Here is a 7,774-nt window from a genome sequence, read left to right as displayed (position 1 = left end):
GGATCGGCAACCACGGCGTGCCCACGGTGAAACCGAACGGCGTGGTCGGGCCCTCCCACGGCATCGGGACCCGGCAACCGTCACGACCACGTTCCGTGTGGCCCGTGCGCTCCCACACCGGATCCTGCAAGACCTCCTCGGGCAGGTCGTCGACGTTGGGCAGAGCCAATTCGGCGCCGTTGTAGATGAACACCGCACCGGGCAGGGCGAGTTCGACCATCATCATCGCCCGCGCCCGCGCGACGCCGGCCTTGCCACCGCCGTAGCGGGTCACCTCCCGTTCGATGTCGTGATTGGACAGCGTCCAGGTGGGCGGGGCGCCCGCGTCGGCGACCGCGTCGAGGGAGTGTGTGATCGCGTCATGGACGCCCTGTGCGGTGAAGGGAGTCTCGGCGAGGCGGAAGTTGAACGCCAGGTGCAGCTCGTCGGGACGGACGTATTCGCCGAAGCGGACGTTGTCGTCGACCCACACCTCGCCGATCGACACCGCGTGCGGGTAGTCGTCGAGCACCGTGCGGATGCGGCGGTGAATGGCGTGCACGCCCGGGTTGTTGAAGCGGGGATCGTCGTCGTCGTGGACGAGCATCTTGGTGTCGACCCGGTCCATGTCGGGCAGTCCCTCGGGTTTGGCCATCCCGTGGGCGACATCGAGGCGGAAACCGTCGACGCCACGGTCGAGCCAGAAGCGCAGGGTCTTCTCGAAATCGTCGGCGACCTCGGGGTTTTCCCAGTTCAGGTCGGGTTGTTCGGGCGCGAAGATGTGCAGGTACCACTGTCCTGGAGAGCCGTCGGGTTCGGTGATCCTGGTCCAGGCGGGGCCGCCGAAAATGCTCGGCCAGTTGTTGGGTGGCTCATCCCCGTCCTTGCCGCGACCGTCCCGGAAGAGGTAGCGAGCCCGTTCCGGGCTGCCCGGCGCAGCCTCCAGCGCCTCGGCGAACCACGCGTGTTCGATGCTGGTGTGGTTGGGCACCAGATCCATCGTCACTTTGATCTCGCGGTCGTGCGCCTCGGCGATCAACTCGTCCAGCGCCCCCAGCCCGCCGAAGAGCGGGTCGATGTCGCGCGGATCGGACACGTCGTAACCACCGTCGGCCTGTGGTGACCGCATCACCGGACAGATCCACAGCGCGTCGACGCCCAATAGCTCCAGGTATCCCATCTTCTCGCGCACCCCGCCCAGGTCGCCGACACCGTCACCATCGGAGTCGGCGAACGAACGCGGATAGACCTGATAGAACACGGCGGTTTTCCACCACGGAGCGGTGCTTGCTTCCCCCGGCACCGGCGAGGCAGGTGTCTGTGTCACACCCGCAATATTGCCAAAGATCGCCCGCAATATTCATGCGGGGCGAGACTTTCTGCGAATCCGGCAAATCACCAGCGTTCGCCACGCCGCGGCGAAACATCGTGGTAAAGGGCGGCATCGACGCGAAACCGGGCGGCCATCCGCTGGTTATCAGCGAACGGCGGGCACCCGTAAGGCCCGAGTGCGCCCCAATAGGGCTCTCGTCCCGCTACGGAGCGTTTTGCAGGGAGGCCGCTGCCATCTGGAAGTAGTCCAGCAGGGCTTTGCGGTGTTCGTCGTCCAGGATCGACGGTTCGATCTCACCGACCGCGATCCGCATGCATCGCATCCAGGCGTCGCGCTCGAGCGGCCCGATGACGAACGGATTGTGGCGCATGCGCAGCCGCGGGTGCCCGCGCTCGTCGGAGTAGGTGCGCGGCCCGCCCCAGTACTGTTCGAGGAACATCCGGAACCGGCGCTCGGCCGGACCCAGATCCTCCTCCGGGTACAGCGGGCGCAGGATCTCGTCGGCCGCGACCTCGCGATAGAACACCGACACCAGACGGCGAAACGTCTCCGCGCCGCCCACGGCTTCGTAGAAGGAGGTCGTTGTCTGCTCACCGGAAGTCACGCGCTCCATTGTGCCCCGATCACCACGGTCACGAACGCGCTGCCCTTCAACCACAGTTCATCCGGAAGTTTGAAAAATAGCCGTGCAATACCGCCGGAACCATGGTCAACTGGGGTCAGTATCGGCCCCAGATACCACATGATCCTGCCAATCATGAAATTGAGGTCACGAGGATGAAGCAGCGACCGAGCGCCCGTTCACACGAGGCGCGCACGCACCGACAACTCCAGCCCGCCGACGTCCACAATCGTGGCTCGGGGGCTGTTCCGCTGCATATCCTGTCCGATCACCATCCGGGCGCACACGGTCTTCACGACCTGCCGCATCTCCCCGCGCCTCTGCATCTCGCCGGAGACCACGACGCCGCAGCGTGGCGCAAACGCCGGGTCCTCCTCCTCAACGCCACCTACGAGCCGCTCACCGCGCTGTCCGCGCGTCGCGCTGTTGTGCTGCTGATCTGCGCCAAAGCAGACGCCGTTCACGACAATCCCGAAGGACCGGTCCTGCATTCCGCGGGCTCCGAAGTGGCGATTCCGTCCGTCATCCGCCTGCGCACCTACGTGCGGGTGCCCTACCGCGCCCGCGTGCCGATGACCCGCGCCGCGCTCATGCATCGCGACCACTACCGATGCGGGTACTGCGGCGGCAAGGCCGAGACCATCGACCACGTGATCCCCCGCAGTCGCGGCGGCGAGCACTCGTGGGAGAACTGCGTCGCCAGCTGCGCCCCCTGCAATCACCGCAAGGCCGACAAGATGCTGACCGACCTGGGTTGGCACCTGCGCCACCCGCTGGTCTCGCCCAAGGGCCCGCATTGGCGGCTGCTGTCCACCACCGCCGATCTGGATCCGATCTGGTTGCAGTACCTCGGCGAAGGGGCCGCCTGATAGGCACAGCCGCGCATGGCCGGAACGCAGGCGAGCTACGCCTGACCAGCGGTCGATCGGCTCAGGCGCTCTCGATGACCATCGTCGCCCACGTTCCCGGCTCGAGCGCTTCGAAGATGTGGGGGAGATCGCCCAGGTAGCGGATGTAGTCGCCGGGGCGCATCTCCACGGGCTCGTCCGCCGGGCCCGCCATGGCGCGGCCTGCCGCCAGGACGACATGCTCGACGACGCCCGGGCTGTGCGGATCCGAGCGACGAGTGTGGCCGGGTTCGGCCGCGATGCGGTACACATCACAGCGAGTGTGTGACTGGCCCGCTGCGAGCAATGTCACCCGATAGTCGGCGTCGGCCGAGGGGACGGGTGCGCCCTCGTCGGCGCGAATCACCTGAACATTGGCCCGCGGCGGATCGAGCAGCCGGGAGAACGGCATTTCGAGGGCGACGCACAGCGCCCACAGGGTTTCCAGGCTGGGGTTGCCGGTGCCCGATTCCAGTTGCGACAGCGTGGATTTCGCGACGCCCGCCCGATGAGCGACCTCGGTGAGCGAGAGGCCGGCGCGGGCGCGCTCACGACGCAGCGCCGCGGCGATCACCGCCTGGGGCGGTCCGACGACGGGGTCCTGCCGGTCCATCTACGCCTCCTGAGGGCTGGCGATACCGCGTTGACTTTACCCACCCCGTGCGTTCAATATAAACAACATGCGTTCGATTTGGCGAACACTCGACCGGAGAACCGTGGCTGCCGTAGCCGCGGCGTGCCTTGCCGTCGGCCTGTTCGGGGTGTCCTATGGCGCGTCGACGATCGCGGCCGGGTTCCCGATGTGGATGCCGATCGTGATGGCGGTCACGGTGCTGGCAGGCGGCTCGGAATTGCTGTTCTTCGGGATCGTCGCGGCCGGCGGTAGTCCGCTGGCGGCGGTGGTGGCCGGACTGCTGCTCAACGCGCGCCACCTGCCGTACGGATTGTCGGCGCCCGAGGTGTTCGGGCGCGGCTGGAAGCGAGCGCTCGGCATCCACGTCCTCAACGACGAGTCGGTCGCCTTCGCCACGGCCCCCGGTGATCAGGAACGCAAACGCGCCGCGTACTGGGCCTGCGGTATCGGCGTCGCACTGTGCTGGCCGCTGGGCGCCACCCTCGGCGCGGCACTGGGTTCGCTCGTACCCGATACCTCGGCGCTCGGCCTGGACGCGGTGTTCCCGGTGATCCTGCTCGCGCTGATCCTGCCCGCCCTGCGCGACCGGGCAACATTGCGGCCGGTACTGGTCGGTGCCGGGTTGGCGGTAGCGGTCGCACCGTTCGTGCCTGCCGGGCTCCCGGTGCTGATCGCCCTGGGCGGACTGGTCTTCGCTCTACGCCCACCGACCCCCACCGGCGAACCGGTGGCGGCATGAACGCGCCGTATCTGCTGCCCGCCATGTTGGCGCTCGCTGTGGGAACCTACGCACTGCGATGGACCGGCCCCGCGATGCGCCATCGGCTGCGGCTGTCCCCCCGGGCAATCCACCTCCTGGACACCGGCGCCCTCATTCTGCTCGCCGCGCTGGTAGCAACAGCCACGCTGCCGACCGGCTCCGGCCACCTCGGCGTCGCCCTACCCGCCGGTGTCGGCGTGGGCGGAGTCCTCGCGTGGCGGCGCGCCCCTCTACTCGTCACCGTGCTGGCAGCAGCCACGACAACGGCGCTGCTACGCCTCGTCGGCGTGCACTGACTCACTGCCAACCACGCTGCGCCACGACGGCACCCTCAGCCCGCCCCGCGACCCCTCGGGTGCGGGGTTACCGCGACCCGAGACTCTGATCTGCCCAACTCAACTGGGCGACAACGGAATCCCGCCACCCAATCGCCGCGCGACAGACCCGTACCGAGCATCCAACCGCAACCACGTCCGCGTAGCCCGCACCCGCACCAGCTCCGACGGCTGAATCCGACGCGACTCCGCCTTCTCCCCCGCATGCGGAATGAAATCCATCGCAGTGAGCGCGAAGACGACGCGCATCGGCACCTGCACCTCGAGATCACCGGTCCCGGTAACCGTAAGAACCGACTGGTCGAGAAGAGACGCGGGCGGCCCTTTGGGACCGCCGTGTTCGCGCGCCACATCCGCGCCACGTTCGGCCAGCTCCACCAGGGTGCGCGCCGGAACGTCATCCACATGCGAGAAGCCGTCGGTCGGCGGAAGGGCACCGCGCCAGGCGGAGTCCATCGAGTAACCGAGGTCGATCGGATGGCCGGTACCCAATCCCGCGAGCACCGTGTCCGCACCGACGGTGACATCGTCGACACCGAGTTCCGCGGTGATCGTGCGCACCGCCAGAGTCTCGAACCCCGTTGCCACCCACGCGGATACGAGACTGGAACCACGCCGCCGCAATCGGACGACAGCGGCCGGGTCCAGCCGGAGGGCTCGGCTGAGGAAGGTGGCCAGGTTTTCGCGTTCGGCCGGGTCGGGCGTGTGGAGCACCCGTTGTTCGGAGGAGCTCACGTAATCAGGCCCGCCACAGTGTCAGGTAGTCGCGCTCGGACTCGCTGAGCCTGCGCAGCCGCTGGGTATCGATGTCGAACGCGGCGAGCTGGGTGGTCGCGATCACCGCGGGCGGCGAATCGGGAGCCGCGCCGTTGGCCCGCACCTCGTAACCGATGGTGAAATCGACCGCGCGCAATTGCTTGACCCACATGGCGATGTCGAGCGGGGTGTCCTCGTGCCGCAACTGCCCGCGGTACTTCACATGCAGGTCGACCAGCACACACCCCTGCCGCCCCATCGACGCCGTCGGCTTGTCGTCGTCGAACAGCCACGGAATCCGCGCCTCTTCCAGCAGGGTCACCATCCGAGCGTGGTTGACGTGCTGGAACACGTCCATATCCGACCAGCGGATCTCGACCTTCGCGTGAAAACGCTGCGGCAACACCAGCTCCGGTGCGGGCGTGCCGGTGTTGCCGTTCGGCGAACTCGTCACCGTGGTACCTCCGATTGGGCGCCCACCCCGCTCACCATGCTCCGCACCTGTCGCGCGGCAACCGACAGTGTGGCGAGGTCGTGGGTCCCGGACTCGAACAGCTCCGACAGGGCCGCGCGCGCACGACCCAGCCTGGACTGGTTCTTCGACTCCCAGTATGCAATTTTTTCGTCGGGAGTTTCCTCCGGGTCACCCGCGGACAGCACATCGAGGGTGAGCGAGCGCAACGAACCGTACATGTCGTCGCGCAGAGCGAGCCGGGCCAGCGCGTGCCAGCGATCACCGCGTTCGAGATGGCTCACCGCCTCGAGCAGCCAGTCGATCTTGAGATGGTCGTTGAGCGCGTAGTACAGGGCGCCCACCTCGGCGCCGTCGCGATCGGTGATGTCGGCGATGTCGACGATGTCGAGCAGCGGGAACAACCCGAGCAGCCCGAACACCTCGGTGGCCAGGTCGGTCGGCGCACCGCGGGCGATCAGCTCGGCGGCGCCCTGGGTGAGGGAGGTGACATGGTGCCCGCGCAACCAGCCCGGCACCTGCGGCGCCAGTTCCTGGACCCGGCGGTGATAGCGGTTGATCTCGGCGCCGACCGCGATCGGCTGCGGCCGGTTGCTCAGCAGCCAGCGCGATGCACGGTCCAGCGTCCGCTTGGATTCCAATTCGAGCAGGTCACAGACTCCGGCGGCCGCGTCGGCGCCGCGGATGCGCGACCACACGTCATGGAGCTGGAAGATCTCGGTGGCCGCGGCGAACGCACGCACCGTATCGGTGGTGGTGGCGCCGACCTCTTCGTTGAGGCGGTGGGCGTAGGTGATGCCGCCGTAGTCGACGACCTCGTTGACGATCATCGTGGTGACGATCTCGCGGCGCAGCCGGTGCTTCTTGATGGCGGCGCCGAACTGCTCCCGCAGCGGCGTCGGGAAGTACAGGGGCAGCTTCCTCGCGAAGTAGGCGCTGTCGGGCAGGTCGGTGTCGAGCAGGTCGGCCTTGAGGCCGAGCTTCACGTGCGCGAGCAGGTTGGCCAGCTCGGGTGAGGCGAGCCCGGCGCCCTCCTCGCCACGGCGAGCCAGCTCGGCGGTCGACGGCAGCGCTTCGAGCTCCCGGTCGAGGCCACGTCGCTGTTCGAGGTCGGCGATCACACGACCGTGCACATTGAGCATCTGGGGCGCGTCGGTGCGGGCGATACCGATCAAGGTGTTCTGATCGACGTTGTCGTGCAACACCATTCGAGCGACCTCGTCGGTCATCGAGGCCAGCAGCGGATTGCGGTCGGCGGGTGCGAGACCGCCCGCGCTGACCACGCCGTCGAGCAGGACCTTGATATTGACCTCATGGTCGGAGCAGTCGACGCCCGCGGAGTTGTCGAGTGCGTCGGTGTTCATCTTGCCGCCCGCACGGCAGAACTCGATCCGGCCGAGCGCGGTGGCCCCCAGGTTGCCACCTTCGCCGATCACCTTGACCCGCAATTGGTTTCCGTCGACGCGCACCGCGTCGTTGGACTTGTCACCCACCTCGGCGTTGGATTCGGTGCTCGCCTTCACATAGGTGCCGATGCCGCCGTTCCACAGCAACTGCACCGGTGCGAGCAGGATCGCGCGCACCAACTCCGGCGGCGAGAGCGTCTGCACCGAGTCGGGCAGGCCGAGCGCCGTCCGTGCCTGCGGCGAGATCGGCACCGACTTCACGGTCCGTTCGAACACGCCGCCGCCCTCGCTGATCAGGCTCCGGTCGTAGTCGGCCCACGAGGATCGCGGCAGCGCGAACAAGCGCTCACGTTCGGCGAAGGAGCTCGACGCGTCGGGGTTCGGGTCGAGGAAGATGTGCCGGTGGTCGAAGGCGGCGACCAGGCGGATGTGCTCGCTGAGCAGCATGCCGTTGCCGAAGACGTCACCGGACATGTCGCCGATGCCCACCACCGTGATCTCGTCGCGGGCCGGGTCCATCCCCAACTCGCCCAGGTGCCGGCGCAGCGACTCCCAGGCGCCTCGGGCTGTCACTCCCAGGGCCTTGTGGT

The 7,774-nt window shown here is 67.8% G+C and carries 9 protein-coding genes; 3 read left to right on the top strand and 6 right to left on the bottom strand.

Annotated features, from left to right (window positions below; genetic code table 11):
* Together ACFWF3_RS16235 and ACFWF3_RS16230 are read right to left on the bottom strand one after the other, a co-directional pair.
* Nucleotides 1-1,306, bottom strand: a 1,306-nt coding sequence (locus ACFWF3_RS16235; protein WP_379314297.1) for an alpha-amylase family glycosyl hydrolase, incomplete at its 3' end; no start/stop codon positions are given.
* A gap of 208 nt (nucleotides 1,307-1,514) precedes the next feature.
* The gene (locus ACFWF3_RS16230) at nucleotides 1,515-1,925 is read right to left on the bottom strand and encodes a globin (protein WP_101464033.1); all 411 of its coding nucleotides are present in this window, start codon (nucleotides 1,923-1,925) and stop codon (nucleotides 1,515-1,517) included.
* 164 nt (nucleotides 1,926-2,089) lie between these two features.
* On the opposite strand from ACFWF3_RS16230, the gene ACFWF3_RS16225 reads away from it, so the two are divergent.
* Complete coding sequence (locus ACFWF3_RS16225) at nucleotides 2,090-2,803, top strand: HNH endonuclease (protein WP_379314296.1); 714 nt, start codon at nucleotides 2,090-2,092, stop codon at nucleotides 2,801-2,803.
* A gap of 61 nt (nucleotides 2,804-2,864) precedes the next feature.
* On the opposite strand, the gene ACFWF3_RS16220 is transcribed toward ACFWF3_RS16225, so the two are convergent.
* Nucleotides 2,865-3,434 (bottom strand): helix-turn-helix domain-containing protein, encoded by a 570-nt coding sequence (locus ACFWF3_RS16220; RefSeq protein WP_101464034.1) that lies wholly within the window; start codon nucleotides 3,432-3,434, stop codon nucleotides 2,865-2,867.
* 67 nt (nucleotides 3,435-3,501) lie between these two features.
* Here ACFWF3_RS16220 and ACFWF3_RS16215 point away from each other — a divergent pair, with 67 nt between their 5' ends.
* Together ACFWF3_RS16215 and ACFWF3_RS16210 are read left to right on the top strand one after the other, a co-directional pair.
* Entirely contained in the window at nucleotides 3,502-4,194 is a 693-nt protein-coding gene (locus tag ACFWF3_RS16215) for an AzlC family ABC transporter permease (RefSeq protein ID WP_378995562.1), read from the top strand.
* On the top strand, nucleotides 4,191-4,511 hold the full coding sequence (locus ACFWF3_RS16210; protein ID WP_378995560.1) for an AzlD domain-containing protein: 321 nt from the start codon (nucleotides 4,191-4,193) through the stop codon (nucleotides 4,509-4,511). Before ACFWF3_RS16215 ends, ACFWF3_RS16210 begins: the two co-directional genes overlap by 4 nt.
* 99 nt (nucleotides 4,512-4,610) lie before the next feature.
* On the opposite strand, the gene ACFWF3_RS16205 is transcribed toward ACFWF3_RS16210, so the two are convergent.
* The 3 genes from ACFWF3_RS16205 to ACFWF3_RS16195 all read right to left on the bottom strand — a co-directional run.
* Nucleotides 4,611-5,285 (bottom strand): hypothetical protein, encoded by a 675-nt coding sequence (locus ACFWF3_RS16205; RefSeq protein WP_379314295.1) that lies wholly within the window; start codon nucleotides 5,283-5,285, stop codon nucleotides 4,611-4,613.
* A 4-nt stretch (nucleotides 5,286-5,289) separates the two neighbouring features.
* On the bottom strand, nucleotides 5,290-5,760 hold the full coding sequence (locus ACFWF3_RS16200; protein WP_379314294.1) for an acyl-CoA thioesterase: 471 nt from the start codon (nucleotides 5,758-5,760) through the stop codon (nucleotides 5,290-5,292).
* The coding region (locus tag ACFWF3_RS16195) for an NAD-glutamate dehydrogenase domain-containing protein (RefSeq protein WP_379314293.1) at nucleotides 5,757-7,774 on the bottom strand (2,018 nt) is incomplete at its 5' end. The genes ACFWF3_RS16200 and ACFWF3_RS16195, both read right to left, overlap by 4 nt.

This window comes from Nocardia sp. NPDC060220 (assembly GCF_042727815.1).
Classification (GTDB): domain Bacteria; phylum Actinomycetota; class Actinomycetes; order Mycobacteriales; family Mycobacteriaceae; genus Nocardia.
This window is presented reverse-complemented; position numbering and strand designations above follow the sequence as displayed.